Origin of the sequence: Metaplanococcus flavidus (assembly GCF_042675885.1) — a bacterium.
Classification (GTDB): Bacteria; Bacillota; Bacilli; order Bacillales_A; family Planococcaceae; genus Planococcus; species Planococcus flavidus.
The window spans coordinates 1-15,029 of record NZ_JBHTKI010000018.1; the positions used below are offsets into that span (position 1 = coordinate 1).

The 15,029-nt window shown below is 44.9% G+C and carries 11 protein-coding genes; 8 read left to right on the plus strand and 3 right to left on the minus strand.

Going from position 1 to position 15,029, the window contains the following annotated elements; all coding sequences use genetic code 11:
* Positions 1-345: 345 nt before the first annotated feature.
* Positions 346-2,403, plus strand: coding sequence for an acyltransferase family protein (locus tag ACFQ1X_RS11665; protein ID WP_144841618.1), 2,058 nt, complete (start codon positions 346-348; stop codon positions 2,401-2,403).
* A 1,302-nt stretch (positions 2,404-3,705) separates the two neighbouring features.
* Positions 3,706-4,071, plus strand: coding sequence for a hypothetical protein (locus ACFQ1X_RS11670; protein WP_144841617.1), 366 nt, complete (start codon positions 3,706-3,708; stop codon positions 4,069-4,071).
* On the opposite strand, the gene ACFQ1X_RS11675 is transcribed toward ACFQ1X_RS11670, so the two are convergent.
* Positions 4,068-4,619 carry a competence protein ComK gene (locus ACFQ1X_RS11675; protein ID WP_144841616.1) on the minus strand — a complete coding sequence of 184 codons (552 nt, stop codon included), beginning with the start codon at positions 4,617-4,619 and terminating at the stop codon, positions 4,068-4,070. The two genes, ACFQ1X_RS11670 and ACFQ1X_RS11675, sit on opposite strands and share 4 nt — an antisense overlap.
* A 177-nt stretch (positions 4,620-4,796) precedes the next feature.
* On the opposite strand from ACFQ1X_RS11675, the gene ACFQ1X_RS11680 reads away from it, so the two are divergent.
* The 4 genes from ACFQ1X_RS11680 (at position 4,797) to ACFQ1X_RS11695 (ending at position 11,290) form a co-directional block, all read left to right on the plus strand.
* Positions 4,797-5,036, plus strand: coding sequence for an IDEAL domain-containing protein (locus ACFQ1X_RS11680; protein WP_144841615.1), 240 nt, complete (start codon positions 4,797-4,799; stop codon positions 5,034-5,036).
* Between the two features lie 141 nt (positions 5,037-5,177).
* On the plus strand, positions 5,178-7,160 hold the full coding sequence (uvrB, locus tag ACFQ1X_RS11685) for an excinuclease ABC subunit UvrB (protein WP_144841614.1): 1,983 nt from the start codon (positions 5,178-5,180) through the stop codon (positions 7,158-7,160).
* 5 nt (positions 7,161-7,165) lie between these two features.
* Entirely contained in the window at positions 7,166-10,048 is a 2,883-nt protein-coding gene (gene uvrA, locus ACFQ1X_RS11690) for an excinuclease ABC subunit UvrA (RefSeq protein ID WP_144841613.1), read from the plus strand.
* A gap of 75 nt (positions 10,049-10,123) precedes the next feature.
* Positions 10,124-11,290, plus strand: coding sequence for a DUF4097 family beta strand repeat-containing protein (locus ACFQ1X_RS11695; RefSeq protein WP_144841612.1), 1,167 nt, complete (start codon positions 10,124-10,126; stop codon positions 11,288-11,290).
* Positions 11,291-11,788: 498 nt separating this feature from the next.
* Here ACFQ1X_RS11695 and ACFQ1X_RS11700 read toward each other — a convergent pair whose 3' ends face one another.
* Complete coding sequence (locus ACFQ1X_RS11700; RefSeq protein ID WP_144841359.1) at positions 11,789-12,403, minus strand: YIP1 family protein; 615 nt, start codon at positions 12,401-12,403, stop codon at positions 11,789-11,791.
* Positions 12,404-12,548: 145 nt separating this feature from the next.
* A complete protein-coding gene (locus ACFQ1X_RS11705; RefSeq protein ID WP_144841360.1) occupies positions 12,549-12,974 on the minus strand; it encodes a DUF1801 domain-containing protein in 426 nt (141 codons plus the stop codon).
* Positions 12,975-13,209: 235 nt separating this feature from the next.
* Here ACFQ1X_RS11705 and hprK point away from each other — a divergent pair, with 235 nt between their 5' ends.
* Together hprK and lgt are read left to right on the plus strand one after the other, a co-directional pair.
* Positions 13,210-14,136: an HPr(Ser) kinase/phosphatase gene (hprK, locus tag ACFQ1X_RS11710; protein ID WP_144841362.1), complete on the plus strand. Its 927-nt coding sequence runs from the start codon at positions 13,210-13,212 to the stop codon at positions 14,134-14,136.
* 20 nt (positions 14,137-14,156) lie between these two features.
* Positions 14,157-15,014 (plus strand): prolipoprotein diacylglyceryl transferase, encoded by an 858-nt coding sequence (lgt, locus tag ACFQ1X_RS11715; protein WP_144841364.1) that lies wholly within the window; start codon positions 14,157-14,159, stop codon positions 15,012-15,014.
* The last annotated feature ends 15 nt before the right edge of the window (positions 15,015-15,029 follow it).

The following is a 15,029-nucleotide window of genomic DNA, read 5'->3' on the forward strand; positions in this document are numbered from 1 at the left end:
CGCCAAGCACGCCGCTTTAGCAGCTGCCTAAATTTAAAAAACGGAAAAAATGATCCGAAAAATCGTCTGCACTTTTTAAAAGGGCGATTTATGAAATTGATTCACATATAAGTAAAAATTCATTGTTGTATTTTTATCAGATTTAAATAAAGCATTTATGAAATTGGCTCATGTATCTAAAATTCCAAATATGGTTGATATTTAGAGATTAATAAGTTATATTAAACCAGAATACGTCTATACATAGAACTAAGTATTTATGCGTCTTTATTCCTCATTATTTCAATAAATTACCGCAACAGCGAACGATCGATTTACTAAAGTCAGAAAACGGAGCTGTAAATATTGGAAGATTTAAAAGTACCTGAGAAAAAGTTCCGCCCTGAACTCGAAGGGATTCGGGCGGTGGCGGCAGTACTGGTCGCTGTCTACCATATATGGATTGGGTCAGTGTCCGGAGGGGTGGATGTCTTTTTTATAGTTTCTGGCTATCTGATCACCACGTCGTTACTTTCGAGAATAGAGAGAGAGGGCCGCATCAATTTTACTGAAAATTTATTGGGGCTGGCTAAACGGCTGTTTCCGCTAGCTTTTACTGTGTTATTGGTCAGCTCTGTGCTGTCTATTCTGCTATTACCGCAAGCTGTCTGGAAAGAGACCATCTCCGAACTGTTTGCGTCAATGTTTTATTTCCAGAATTGGCAATTGGCAAACAATACGGTGGACTATTTGGCACAAAATAACCAAGCAAGCCCTTTTCAACATTTCTGGGCTTTATCTATCCAAGGCCAGTTCTATATCACTTGGCCGATTGTCATTACATTGGTCTATCTGATTGCTAAAAAAGTGCTGAAAACACCCATCCGTAAAACATTATTGATATCTCTTATACTGATTTTCTGTGCATCCATCAGCTATTCGATTTATATTACAGAGGTCAACCAGCCATGGGCTTACTTTGATACATTCGCCCGCGCATGGGAATTCAGTCTGGGCGGCATTTTGGCTTTGCTCATTTCCTATATCGTTCTGAAAAAATCTGTCAGCTTTATCTTGGGCTGGCTGGGCCTGGCAGTCATTGTCTTCACAGGAATTTTGTTGCCCGTATCCAATGTTTTTCCGGGCTATGTGGCATTATTGCCAACAACTGGCGTCATGCTGGTCATCATTTCAGCTGAAAACGGCAGCCGGTTCGGGGTGCAGAAGTTCTTGAGTTCGAAGCCGCTGCTTTATTTTGGCAGTATTTCATACGGATTTTACTTGTGGCATTGGCCGTTGCTGATTTTTTACTATGCTTATTTCGATACTGATACGATTTCGACTCCTGCGGGCCTTGCCGTTCTTTTGATTACATTCGTCCTGTCTGTAGTGACCATTAAATTAGTCGAAGGACCGATCAGAACAATTAATGTAAAGCAATCAAAAGGTAGGTTGGGGAAAATACTTGTGGCCTTAACTGCTCCTGTTATCCTGGTGGGGATATCTTGGGGAATGTATGTGCAGGCTAGCCTGGACTCCGGATATGCCACTGAAAACTATTCAGAATCCCTCTCGGTTCCAGATAATCCTCAGGATGATCCGGTCACCGAAACTATTATTGAAGATTATCCAGGAGCCCGTTCAATTTCACATAACATAAAACCTGCTGATGGCAAGGAGCCTATTCCGACACCACTTCAGGCAAAAGAAGAAAATCCGATTTTTTACGAGAATAAAGACTGTTATGCCCGCGGGGATGATTCGACCGTAACGAAATGCTCATTCGGCGTAACAGAAAATCCGTCTTATACGATTGCGCTGGTCGGAGGCTCTCATTCAGGTCACTGGTTTCCGGCTTTGCGGGAGATGTCGGAAAGGCTTGGCTTGCGAATTGATGTATACAATAAAGACGCATGCCGCTTTACGAGGGATGATTTTGACGGTCTATTAACAGAAGCCTGCATGGAATGGAACGATAAATTGGTAGAAGTACTTAAAGAGGATCTGCCGGATCTGATCTTTACTACTGCAAACGTGAATATTGGCAATAAAGTTCCATCCGGCTATCTAGAAATATGGAGAGAATTTGAAGGAATCACTGAAATCTTCGCCATTCGTGATAATCCTAGAATGAAAGAAGAACCGCCGACTTGTCTTGAAGAACATCCCGATAAATGTTCCGTACCAAGAGATAAAGCATTGGCTGAAGTGGTGCCTTGGGAGAATACCGAAAACGTACCGGAGAACGTCACGTTTGCGGACATGTCAGAATACTTTTGCGATGAAGAGACCTGCTATCCAGTGATAGGTAATGTTATGGTCTACCGGGATCTGCACCATCTTACTACGCTGTATTCCAAGACCATGGGGCCCGCGCTGGAAGAACACATTACTGAAGCGCTGGAAAATCTTCAGAACGATTAGATCATTTTACTAAATCTCTTGCCAAAGCTCTTTACCAGCAAATTAATAATGGAACGTAAAATATAACGGCTTCCTTTTTCTATTGCGGAAATGGAAAAATATTGTTTGAAACGACCACCAATTGATAATTGAATTGGTGGTCTTTTTCTATCACGTTTTATGAAAGCAGTAGGGCGAAACAGGCGTATAGACATTAATCTATATTCCCTATATAAGCTTCACTTGGATTATCTCCCGTATCTCTATTCACCGTCGATGAACAATCAACTTGCACTGCGTCTGATTTTATGTCCCAAGTATCCCTTCAAATGAACCGATAGGAGAACTGCAGCTCACTAACAAAAGAAATAACAAAAAAAGCGAAAAGTATTTCATAAGCCCCTCCTTCTTTACATAAGGCATGCCATATTAGTCGAAGGGTTTCGATAGATTTTCTCCAACATAATGTCTCGTTGGCTGAAGAAGAAATCTACGTCTAATAATACCAGGAGCTAGTAAATATCCCTCTTTTATATTTCATTAACAACTACCTTTACTTTGATACCATTAAGCATCGGTTGTAAAATCTGAAATAAATAAAATCAGGAAGAATACAGAGGAGATAAGACTATTATCGACTTTAATGATTTATATAACAATTTACATATGAGGGATTATCGAAAGTTGCTTAACAACCATTGAGAGTCTATGCAAAGCAGATAGCATTTTCTTTCCCTTATTATTTTGAAAATCGTATCCTTGATATAGAAGCATTATACAACCGAATTCTTAAACGACTTTATTATCAGTATACAGTGAAAGCATTAGCCGACGCGTGCGAGCACATCTTTGCTCTTCACCGCCTGACGCTTCATGAAATAGACTGAAAAGAATACTCTTTTATAGAAAGCAATTTGAGATATGGAGCAAAACAGCGAAGACTTCCAGGGGAGCAACGTTCTTTCATGTCTCGAAGCTAGCGAAGCGATGAAGGGCGAGATCCTTCGGGTTATGATTCCGAGTTATTTAGACGCAGAAAACCGTGCTCCTGAATCGCTGCGCTCCTTCGTCGCAAAGACTTAGCCTCGCAAGCGTCGGCTAATGTATTCGAAGCTGTTTTGCGCAATATCGGTTTTCATTACACCTATCTCGACAAGCTAAAAATCTCTGTGCATTTTGCGCAGAGATTTTTTATGTTTGGCGTATTGCAATTCCGGAAATAGAGAGTACAATTATAAATAAGAACAAACGTTCCCTTTTTATTATGGAAACCACATATCAGTGGTCTGTATAACGGGGCTGATTCGTGAAGGTGGTGAGGATATGCCTTTGATTCCGCAGGAAGAGATTGGACACTTTGAAAACATGATTTATCTGCCCATGGTGCTTACTGTGCTGGAGCGCGACCGGATGCTGTTTGAAAACGGTTCATTCAAACTGAAACGCCCCTACCTGGAATTGGTGGAAGGGGCGATCAGCCTGGTGCAAAAGGAATTGAAAGAAACAAAGATGCATATGCGCAAGCGCCAGATGAAAGTATTGCGAGGCGCTGGAGATGACACCTTTACCGAGTATATATTTTATCACGGAGGTTATGAAGATCATCGGCGTTATTTGAATCTGCGTCTGCGCAACCGTGTAGAGGAACTGATCCGTCTGTATCTGTCGATGGCTGAGTTGAAAGTCTAATCTGAAGGATGTCTTGAGCGAATCGGCATCGGACGCTTAGTGACATAAGTCAATTGCTGCCTTTGCTGATTCTGCGCTTTTTTGAAATAGCGGCGCAAGGACCCTGCAAAAGAATGCTGGTTTCTTAACGCGATGGCTGAAACGTCCAGGCAGACAGATTGGCCGTTACTGAGGTAAACGATGCTGCCGCCGCATTCATCGCTTTCAATCAGATCGATAGCGTCGTAATTGAACCAGACTGAATCTTTATTTTTCGGTGAATGAGTTGGAAAGAAAATCAACGGATTTCCGTAATACTCCCCGATGATGATGGGTGGCTTGTGCTTCACTCCGATCGCTTTTTGCGCATAAAGTGTGGCGCTTTCAAGCGAACCGCGGTAGAAGGAGCACGACCCGGTAATCGTTTTATAGGCGGTTTGCTCCACAATAAACTCACTGCGGTCTTCGAGTACCCGGGTTACGAGACGTGAACCTTCCATGTGTGGAAGCAATGCGTATGTATTATTGCAAACTGTATAGGAAAAGGGATTATAATTCTTTCGGCCCATGATAAAACACCCCCAAAATTTACTTTACTCTCCTTATTATAATAATAATTGGAAAATATACAATCTTTTTAATTGCGAAAATAAAATAATTTAAACATCGTTTGAATTTTCTAAATAATTATTGTTCTTTTTAAAAATTTCATGTATACTAATGAAAAGCATTCGGGGTGAGGTAGAATGGAAAACTATTATTCTTATGCTGATTTCATGAAGGCGATGGCCCAAACCAAGAAAATTTCTGAAGCGGAAAAATTGCTGAACGAGATTTATCTCGATCTTTTTCTTAAGCATATACACCGCTCGCAACAGGAAGAGCAACTCATGAATCTTATCGATCAAGCCCTGGACTCGAACGACCGCAATGCATTCAGTCGATACAGCCAGCAATTGCAGGCTTTGAAATGTGAAGAATCCTGATAAAAAAAGAAACGCTCCTGTGAGCGTTTCTTTTTTTATGCTGCAAAATTATTTGCTAAAAAACATACGTTCGCTTTTTGTTAGGGGATTTTTAGGGCATATGATAAAATAAAGGTATTGAAAAACGGGAGGATTTATACAATGAAACAGGAATTTAATCTGCAGGCACCATATGAACCTGCCGGAGATCAGCCCCAGGCAATCACCGAACTGACGAAAGGAATTTACGATGGCAAGCGGTTTCAGACATTGCTGGGTGCAACGGGGACAGGGAAAACATATACGATGTCGAATGTGATTCAGGAAGTGAAGAGGCCGACTCTCGTCATGGCCCACAATAAAACATTGGCAGGGCAGCTGTACAGTGAGTTTAAAGAATTTTTCCCGGACAATGCCGTGGAATACTTTGTCAGCTATTATGATTATTATCAACCGGAAGCGTATGTGCCGCAATCCGATACTTATATAGAAAAAGATGCAAGCATCAATGATGAAATCGACAAACTTCGGCATTCTGCCACATCATCTCTTTTTGAACGTGATGATGTGATCGTCATCGCATCCGTATCCTGCATCTACGGTTTGGGTTCTCCGAAAGAATACCGTGAACTGGTTGTGTCATTGCGCAAAGGGATGGAAATAGAACGCAATCAGCTCCTGCGTAAATTGGTCGATGTCCAATATGAGCGAAATGACATCAATTTTATCCGCGGAACCTTCCGCGTGCGCGGAGATGTCGTGGAAATTTTCCCGGCTTCGCGGGATGAAAGATGTTTGCGGGTCGAATTTTTTGGTGATGAAATTGACCGTATCCGTGAAGTGGATGCATTGACCGGTGAAATCATCGGCGAACGCGAACATGCTGCTATTTTTCCGGCCTCCCACTTCGTTACACGCGAAGAGAAAATGGTCAAAGCCATTGAAAACATCGAAGCGGAACTTGAAGAGCGGCTGAAAGAAATGCGTGCAGAAGACAAATTACTGGAAGCGCAGCGTCTCGAGCAGCGCACACGCTACGACCTCGAAATGATGAGGGAGATGGGCTTTTGTTCTGGGATTGAGAACTACTCACGCCATCTGACCTTGCGTCCTGCCGGTGCGCAGCCTTATACATTAATTGATTACTTCCCGGACGACTTCCTGTTGGTGGTCGATGAAAGCCACGTGACGCTGCCGCAGGTGCGCGGCATGTTCAACGGTGACCAGGCGAGAAAGAAAGTATTGGTCGACCACGGATTCCGTCTGCCTTCGGCGATGGACAACCGTCCATTGACGTTCACGGAATTCGAAGAGCATATCGACCAGGCGGTTTTTGTTTCAGCAACGCCGGGACCTTATGAGCTGGAACATACACCGGAAATGGTGGAGCAAATCATTCGGCCGACAGGGTTATTGGACCCTACCATCGAGATCCGTCCGATTGAAGGGCAGATTGATGACCTAATGGACGAAATCCGCATTCGGGCAGAACGCAATGAACGGGTATTGGTGACAACTTTAACAAAAAAAATGTCGGAAGACCTCACTGCCTATTTAAAAGAAGCGGGAGTCAAAGTGAATTATCTTCACTCCGAGATCAAAACACTCGAACGAATTGAAATTATCCGCGAATTGCGGATGGGCGTGTATGATGTGCTCGTCGGCATCAACTTGCTCCGGGAGGGTCTTGATATCCCGGAAGTTTCACTCGTCACGATTTTGGATGCGGATAAAGAAGGTTTCCTGCGTTCCGAACGTGCGCTCATTCAGACAATGGGCCGAGCTGCACGAAATGCAAATGGCCAGGTAATCATGTACGCTGACAGAATTACGGATTCAATGCAAAAAGCGATGGATGAAACAACACGCCGGCGCACAATCCAGGCCGCATATAATGAAGAACACGGCATCACGCCGATTACCATACAAAAGAAAATCCGCGATGTGATCCGTGCGACAGTGGCATCGGAAGAAGCGGAAGAATATGTAACAAAAGCGACATCAGGCAAGAAACTCAGCAAAGAGGATCGTCAGAAACTGATCGCTTTATTGGAAACGGAAATGAAGGAAGCAGCAAAAGCGCTCGATTTCGAAAGGGCGGCGGAACTGCGGGATACAGTGCTTGAACTGAAAGCGGAAGGGTGATCGGATTGAGAAATCAGGAAATTAAAATACAAGGTGCAAGAGCGCATAATTTAAAAAACGTTAATATAACGATACCCCGAGATAAACTGGTTGTAATGACCGGTTTATCGGGATCGGGTAAATCGTCATTGGCTTTCGATACAATTTATGCGGAAGGGCAGCGCCGTTATGTGGAATCGCTGTCTTCTTACGCCCGCCAATTTCTCGGACAAATGGACAAACCGGATGTGGATCTGATCGAAGGTCTGTCACCGGCAATTTCGATTGACCAGAAAACCACCAGTAAAAATCCCCGTTCAACTGTCGCGACAGTTACGGAAATCTATGATTATATGCGCTTGATGTATGCGAGGGTCGGCAAAGCGATCTGTCCGAATCACGGCATTGAAATTTCCTCCCAGACCATCGAACAGATGGTGGACCGTTTGGTCGTTTATCCGGAGCGGACAAAAATGCAGATTCTGGCTCCGCTTGTCTCCGGAAGAAAAGGGACACACGCCAAATTGTTTGAAGACATCAAGAAACAGGGCTATGTCCGTGTACGGGTCAATGGGGAATTAATCGACCTGGATGACAATATCGAATTGGATAAAAATAAAAAGCATTCCGTTGAAGTGGTCATTGATCGCATTGTCATGAAAGAAGGAATTGCACCGCGGCTCAGCGATTCACTTGAATCAGCGCTGCGCTTGAGTGACGGAAGAGTGCTGGTGGATGTGATGGAGCAGGAAGAACTGCTGTTCAGCGAACATCATGCCTGCCCAATCTGCGGATTTTCCATTGGTGAACTGGAACCGCGTATGTTCTCATTCAACTCTCCGTTTGGCGCATGTCCTGACTGTGATGGTCTCGGCCATAAACTGGAAGTGGATCCCGATCTGGTCATTCCGGATTGGAGCCTGTCGCTGAACGAACATGCGGTCGCTCCATGGAAACCGACCAGTTCGCAATATTATCCGCAATTGCTGAAAGCCTTGTGCAAACATTTTAAGATTGAGATGGATGCACCGCTCAGCGAATTGCCGGAAGAACATATCAAAATGATTCTCCATGGTTCCGGCAATGAAAAAATCCGTTTCCGTTATGAAAATGAATATGGCCAAATCCGCGACAATCACATCTATTTTGAAGGCGTACTGTCGAATGTCGATCGGCGCTACCGGGAAACTTCTTCTGATTATACCCGTGAACAGATGGAAAAATATATGGCACAGCAAGCTTGCCCCGCATGCGCTGGCCACCGCTTGAAACCTGAATCGCTGGCGGTGAAAGTCAATGGAATCCACATCGGCAAAGTATCGGAATTCTCGATCGTGGAAGCGGATGAATTTTTCAAAAATCTCAAGCTGTCGGAAAAAGATATGCAGATCTCTTTATTGATTCTGCGGGAAATCAAAGAAAGACTGGGCTTTCTCATCAATGTCGGCCTTGATTACCTGACGCTGAACCGCGCGTCCGGAACAATGTCAGGGGGAGAAGCGCAGCGAATCCGCCTGGCGACCCAAATCGGTTCACGGCTATCAGGTGTCCTTTATATATTGGATGAGCCCTCGATCGGTCTCCATCAGCGGGACAACGACCGGCTGATCAATACGCTGAAAGATATGCGCGATATCGGAAATACGCTCATCGTGGTGGAACACGATGAAGACACGATGCTGGCGGCAGATTATTTAATCGATATCGGTCCGGGAGCAGGCGTGCACGGCGGAGAAATCATCGCGGCCGGCACGCCGGAAAAAGTGATGAAAAACAAAAAGTCACTGACCGGGCAATATTTGAGCGGCAAGAAATTTATTCCGCTGCCGGCGGAACGGAGAACTCCGGATGAACGCGCCATCTCGATCCGGGGGGCGAGCGAAAATAATCTGAAAAGTGTGGATGTCGATATTCCAATTGGCGTTTTTACAGCAGTGACAGGCGTATCGGGCTCAGGAAAAAGTACGCTCGTCAATGAGATCCTCTATAAAACATTGGCCAGCAAACTGAACCGCTCCAAGATAAAGCCGGGCAAAGCGGCTTCTGTAACCGGCTTCGAAGGACTCGAAAAAGTCATCGATATCGACCAGTCGCCGATCGGCCGTACACCACGGTCGAATCCCGCCACTTATACAGGAGTATTTGATGACATCCGCGATGTCTACGCCAAAACCAACGAAGCGAAAGTGCGCGGCTACCAGAAAGGGCGTTTCAGTTTTAACGTCAAGGGCGGTCGCTGTGAAGCATGCCGCGGAGATGGTATTATAAAAATAGAAATGCATTTCCTGCCGGATGTATACGTGCCGTGTGAAGTTTGCCACGGCAAGCGCTACAACCGTGAAACGCTGGAAGTGAAGTACAAAGACAAGAGCATCGCCGATGTCTTGGCGATGACTGTCGAAGATGCCCATTCGTTTTTTGAAAATGTACCCAAGATCAACCGCAAGCTCAAAACGATTGTGGATGTCGGCCTTGGCTATGTTACGATGGGGCAGCCGGCAACAACTCTGTCCGGTGGTGAAGCGCAGCGGGTTAAATTGGCTTCTGAACTTCACAAGCGTTCCAACGGTAAGTCTTTCTATATACTTGACGAACCGACAACTGGCTTGCACGCGGATGATATTTCCCGTTTACTGGTAGTGCTGCAGCGTTTGGTTGATAATGGAGATACGGTTCTGACCATCGAACACAATCTGGATGTCATCAAGACCGCTGACTACCTGATTGACCTCGGGCCGGAAGGCGGCGACAAAGGTGGAACCATCCTGGCAACAGGAACTCCGGAAGACATCGCTGAAGTCGAAAGCTCGTATACCGGAAAATATTTAAAACCGATCCTTGAGCGTGACCGGGCGCGAATGGATGCGAAAGTAAGCAAAGCCAGCCGCAGGAAAAAAGTGGCGAAATGAAACCTTTTCAGGCACCGAACGTATCAATAATAAGAAAATATTTTTTATAAACGAACGATGAGGAGGCCGCAATACATGCAAAGTGAAAAAGAACGCATATTGGATATGGTGGAAAAAGGCACGATTACGCCGCGTGAAGCAGTGGAATTATTAAAAGCCATCGACGGTGGAGGCGGTTCTGGCCGCGACACTTCTTACGGCCGTGAAGATTATGGCCGCCGGGATAAACGCGGAAGACGGGGACTCTTCAGACCGGAAGACATGGTCAAGAAATTCTCTAAAAATGTTTCAAGAGATTTTTCCAAAAACGTTTCAAATGACATCAATGATTTTGGCGACCGGATGATGCAATTTATGCAAACTTCGGTTGGCAAATTGAAAACGATGGAATTCGATTCGCCATTCGGTGAAGCGTATGTTTTCAATGACACATTTACCGAAGAAGCAGCTGACGTCACTACTGTAATTGCGGATATTGCCAATGGCCAGCTTGAAATTTATCCTTCTCAGGATAATACGCTGCGGGCTGAATGCAGCGTGAAAGCGTACCGTGCAGAAAATGAAGAGCAGGCAAAGCGTGATTTTCAGGACAAATTCATTTTTATCGCGGACGACAACAAACTTCGCATCATCTCTGAATTAAAAACGACGCAGGTGAATGTAATCCTGTATGTACCCGAAAAGCAGTTTGACCAGGTTACTGTCCGTTTATTCAATGGTGGATTTACAATGAAACGCATTGATGCGTCCCTATTGAAAGTGAAGACGGCGAACGGCAAAATCGAATTGAAAAACAGTGAATTCGATGACGCGGAACTGGAAACTGCAAACGGCGCCATACAGGTGCAGGATGTAAAAGGCAAAGTACTTGAAAGCGAAACATTGAACGGCCGCATTTATGTGGATGGCGATATTCAGACAATCGAGACGAAGTCGCTCAACGGCAATGTCGTTGTTACTTCCCGCTGCAAAGAAGCGCGGAAAGTGGAAGCGAAGACTTTGGCCGGGAATGTGGAATTATACATTCCATCGCACTTGCCTTTGAAAGGGCAGGCATCTTCCAACCTTGGGAAAATGGACGTACTGTTGTCTGATGTGGATCATGTCCACGAACAGGGACAATTCATGCAAAAAACGATCCGCTTTTCAAAAGAGGACGGAGCCGCTACAGCAGCGCCGATGCTCGTTTACGGTGAAACAAAAACAGGATCTGTTTTGGTACGTTACCTGACAATCGAATAACAAGAGAAAAGCGGGCGCATCCGATGCGCCCGCTTTTTCTGGCTGTCGAGAAACCGACAAGTTCTCCAATCATTTCGCTCTAGGCGGACGCTTTCCTCGGGGAGCTGCCTGAGCCTCCTCGCTCGCTTCGAAAAACCGATGCTCCTGCAGCGTTCCACGCTTCGTCGCAAAGGTTCGACCGAATGGTGTTCGGTCAAACCTTCCCTGCGGGGTCTCAGGACTAGCTCTGGTTCCCGATGGNCACACACTTAAACATCTATTCCTTTATAGAAAAAGAGCTGAGATATGGAGCAAAACAGCGAAGACGCCCAGGGGACCAAGCGAAGTGCTGAGATCCACTCGGGCGATGTGCAACGAGACCGAGTTAGCTCAGCGCGAGCCCCCAGGCAAGCGAAGCTGTTTTGCGGAATATCGGCTTTCATTTTTTACTTTCTCAACAAGCTCGAAAAGCGGGCGCATCCGATGCGCCCGCTTTTTTATATTATGAAATGACTGGTGTCAGAACAGGAAGATGAAAATGCCGATTATCACCAGCAGGGCGATTATAAAGAAAATACCGACAATCGTCATAATAACGCCGAATCCGCGCATACTCGAAAATTCATGAACCACACCAATAGCTTTGGATGTAATAACTATGGACCAAATGGAAGCAACTGCTATCAACAACGTTAAAAGCAAGGAGGCACCCAGTGGAATGGAAGTGAAGCTGAAATCCGCAGGTGCGGCAAAGAAACGTTCACCGTAAATAAGTATATAAATAATTAATACGGGCAGAACGAAAATTTGGGGAACCATTGCAGGACCAACAGCGATCGCCATGTCACGCAGCTTTCCGTGGCCGCCATACAATTTCCCAATCAATGTATAGAGCAGGGAATTTAACCCCAAATTCAAAAATCCACTGACGATCCCGACAATCAATATGCCGAAAATCCAGAATGCCAGAGACAAATCGAGAAACCATCCGGAATCTTGAAGCCCTGTAATGACACCGCCAATTCCCGCGAGACTGACCAGCACCATTGAATAACCCAGCTTATTGTGTTTGATAAATTGCCGAACCGTTTCTTTTGGTTGTGTCCAGACTGATAAAAAAGGATTTATTTCCATCTTATTCCTCCGACTTCTTATTAATTGCTGAAAGCAATTTTATATATATATATGTAAAATTGTACCATGTAAAGAATCGGGAGAATAGATGAAAAAAAGAATATTACGAAAAAATAACCAGCGGACAGATTCTGTCCGCTGGTTTTTAGGCTTTCTCCGGATAAAGTTCCTGCAAAAAGCTGATTGAACGGTTAATCAACTTTTTCAGTACTTCCACATCAATGTCATCAACTTTGTTGATATAGACGCAGGACTTGCCGAAGGTGTGTTTGCCAAAATTGCTCAGCAATGCCTGGCGCTCCTGATCGCCTGTTGCGAAATAAAGGCTGGTTTTAGATTTACGCGGAGAGAACCCGACCAACGGTGCATCTCCTTCATGGCCTGTTGGATAAATATAATGGTAGGAACCGAAACCGATAATGCTGGTTCCCCACATCTTCGCTCTGTATCCGGAAGTTGTTTCGAATATTTCCAGCAGGCGGTAGGCATCTTGCCGTTTCTTTGGGTTGTCGACAGATTCGATAAACTCGATGACATCGCCGTCAGTTTCCTTTGTTTTCTGCTCGTACATAACGATCCCTCTTTTCAATATTATTGGCACAGCGGGTGATGGTGGTGCAGACTTCTGAATAATCTGTTACCTTCAGTTTAACAGAAAGGGACTGAATATAGATGAAAGAAAGGGAAACAGGGCATGTTTGCTTTAATTTGAAAATTTCCATGTTAAAATAATAACATTAATGCGTGAAAACAAACGGAATACAAAATATCCCGTGGTTCCCGCAAAAGAGAAATGAGGGGAAAAGATGGGCCAGGTTACAACAAAGCAAGTAATGGATACTTTCGAACTGGATTTGATCAGTGGCGAAGAAGGCACAGGCCGTCATATACCAATCAGCGACATTTCAAGACCAGGGCTTGAAATGGCAGGTTATTTTACCCATTATCCGGCAAATCGCGTACAGTTGCTTGGGAAAACCGAGTTGTCATTCTTTGCGATGCTGGATGCTGCAGAGAGAAAAGACCGGATGATGAAATTATGCACAGACGATACACCGGCAATTATTATTGCGCACGGAGAGAAAGTGCCTCAGGAATTGATCTTTGCGTCATCCAAACGGCATGTTCCTGTATTAAGTACCCGCATGTCCACCACGCGTTTTTCGAGTTTGCTGACGAATTATCTGGAGAGCCAATTGGCGCCGACCACGGCAGTTCACGGCGTATTGGTTGATATTTATGGTATCGGTGTGTTGATTACGGGCAAAAGCGGTGTCGGTAAAAGTGAGACAGCATTGGAGCTTGTCAAAAAAGGCCATCGCCTGGTTGCGGATGATTGTGTGGAAATTCATCAGGAAGGTGAGAACACACTCGTGGGCCATCCGCCAAAATTGATCGAACATCTGTTGGAGATTCGCGGTGTAGGCATTATCGACATCATGACGTTATTCGGGGCCAGTGCCGTTCGGACTTTCAAACGGATTTCATTGGTCATCGATCTCGAACTTTGGGATGCGGAGAAGACCTATGACCGGCTGGGGCTGGAAGAAGAGAAAATGCGCATCATTGATACGGACTTGACGAAGTTGACTATTCCTGTCCGTCCGGGACGGAACTTATCGGTTATAATTGAAGTTGCTGCGATGAATTACCGTCTGAAGCGGATGGGCGTCAATGCAGCCGAAGAGTTTTCGAAACGGTTGGACGATGTAATCTCAATGGATACAAATTAAAGGAATAGGAAGGTGCACACATGTTTTCAGTTTTAGGGACGATCGATCCGGTTGCTTTCAGTTTGGGACCAATCAGTGTTCACTGGTACGGAGTAATTATTGCAACAGGCATCGTAATCGCATTTTTAGTTGGCCAGCGCGAAATGGTGAAGCGCGGGCTGCACCCGGAATTTCTGACGGACCTCCTGATTTGGGCTGTGCCGCTGGCAATCGTCGGAGCCAGAATTTATTACGTAATATTTGAATGGGAAAATTACAGGAACAATCCCGGGGAGATCATCGCAATATGGAACGGCGGCCTCGCCATCCATGGTGCACTCATCATGTCGGTGATTGTTGCTTATATATTTACCAAAAAACGCAATACGCCATTTTTGAAAGTGGCAGACATTCTCGCACCGAGCATCCTGATTGGCCAGGCCATTGGCCGTTGGGGCAATTTTATCAATCAGGAAGCTCATGGCGGAGAAGTTTCGAGAGCATTTCTTGAAAGTCTTTTCATACCGGAATGGATTATTAATCATATGTACATAGATGGCGCTTATTACCATCCGACGTTCCTGTATGAGTCCATGTGGAGCTTTGTTGGAATCATCATTTTGCTCTTGCTGCGCAAGGTCAATCTGGTACGCGGTGAAATGTTTTTCTTCTATATGATATGGTATTCAATCGGCCGCTATTTCATCGAAGGAATGCGGACAGACAGCCTTTATGTGGTGGGAGATCTGCGGACTGCCCAACTGGTATCGATTCTCTTCATCATCATCGCAATTGTGCTGATCATCTATCGCCGGGTAACGATAAAGAATCCGCCCAGATATCTGGACAAACCGCCGGAACAAAAAAAGAAACAAAATAAGAAACAAAAAAAGAAATAAAATATATTGCCAATG

Bases quoted from the DNA above. Each gene is read 5' to 3' on its own strand.
- lgt (WP_144841364.1), top strand. From the start codon at position 14,157: ATGTTTTCAGTTTTAGGGACGATCGATCCGGTTGCTTTCAGTTTGGGA.
- ACFQ1X_RS11675 (WP_144841616.1), bottom strand. From the start codon at position 4,619: ATGGGCCGAAAGAATTATAATCCCTTTTCCTATACAGTTTGCAATAAT.
- ACFQ1X_RS11680 (WP_144841615.1), top strand. From the start codon at position 4,797: ATGGAAAACTATTATTCTTATGCTGATTTCATGAAGGCGATGGCCCAA.
- ACFQ1X_RS11670 (WP_144841617.1), top strand. From the start codon at position 3,706: ATGCCTTTGATTCCGCAGGAAGAGATTGGACACTTTGAAAACATGATT.
- ACFQ1X_RS11700 (WP_144841359.1), bottom strand. From the start codon at position 12,403: ATGGAAATAAATCCTTTTTTATCAGTCTGGACACAACCAAAAGAAACG.
- uvrB (WP_144841614.1), top strand. From the start codon at position 5,178: ATGAAACAGGAATTTAATCTGCAGGCACCATATGAACCTGCCGGAGAT.
- hprK (WP_144841362.1), top strand. From the start codon at position 13,210: ATGGGCCAGGTTACAACAAAGCAAGTAATGGATACTTTCGAACTGGAT.
- ACFQ1X_RS11705 (WP_144841360.1), bottom strand. From the start codon at position 12,974: ATGTACGAGCAGAAAACAAAGGAAACTGACGGCGATGTCATCGAGTTT.
- ACFQ1X_RS11695 (WP_144841612.1), top strand. From the start codon at position 10,124: ATGCAAAGTGAAAAAGAACGCATATTGGATATGGTGGAAAAAGGCACG.